Genomic DNA, 787 nt, shown 5'->3' on the forward strand with positions numbered 1-787 from the left:
GGCAAGCCGAAGGGCTTCTTCTATCTGGATCACCGCACCGTCGACAGCCGCTGCAGCATCATCACCGATACCTATGCCACGCCGGCCAATGTGCACGATTCCATCGTCTATCTGGGTCGGCTCGACCGTCAGCGACAACGCTTCGATCTCAACGTCGGCGCCGTCGGGCTGGACGCCGGCTATGCGACGTCGGGCATCGCCCAGGGGCTGGAGCGGCGCGGCATCCTCGGCGTCACCGGCTATCGCCGGCCGACGCCGCCGCGGCCGGGTATGATGGCCGGCAAGGCATTCAGCTATGAGGCAGAGGTGGACGGCTATCGCTGTCCGCAGGGCCAGCTTCTGGCTTATGCCACCACCGACCGCACCGGTTATCGCCACTACAAGAGCGATCCGTCGATCTGCAAAACCTGCCCGCTGCTGGCTTCCTGCACGTCTAGTCGCAATGCCACCCGCCTGATCACGCGTCATGTCTGGGCCGACGCGCGCGAACGCGCCGATGCGCATCGACTGACGCCATGGGGCAAGCGCGTCTACAAACGCCGCAAGGAAACCGTCGAGCGGTCTTTTGCCGACGCCAAGCAGTTACACGGTCACCGCTACGCCCGCTTCCGGGGCCTCGTCGCTGTCACGTGCCAATGCCTGCTCGCTGCCGCCGCCCAGAACATCAAGAAGATGGCCTTGGCGCTGGCGCCGCGGCCGCTGCTTGCATGAACAATCGGCCAAGCCTGATAAAACAAGCTGCAAAGAAAAACCCCGCCGAAAATCGACGGGGTTTGTCAGTGGTCTG

At 64.0% G+C, this 787-nt stretch carries 1 protein-coding gene; it reads left to right on the forward strand.

The annotated features are described in order from the left end of the window. Window positions 1-711: transposase (locus AC1RLZ_RS31160; RefSeq protein ID WP_493191814.1), on the forward strand; the 711-nt coding region annotated here is incomplete at its 5' end. Window positions 712-787: the final 76 nt, after the last annotated feature.

The organism is Tardiphaga sp. GW822-FHT04G09 (assembly GCF_058800725.1).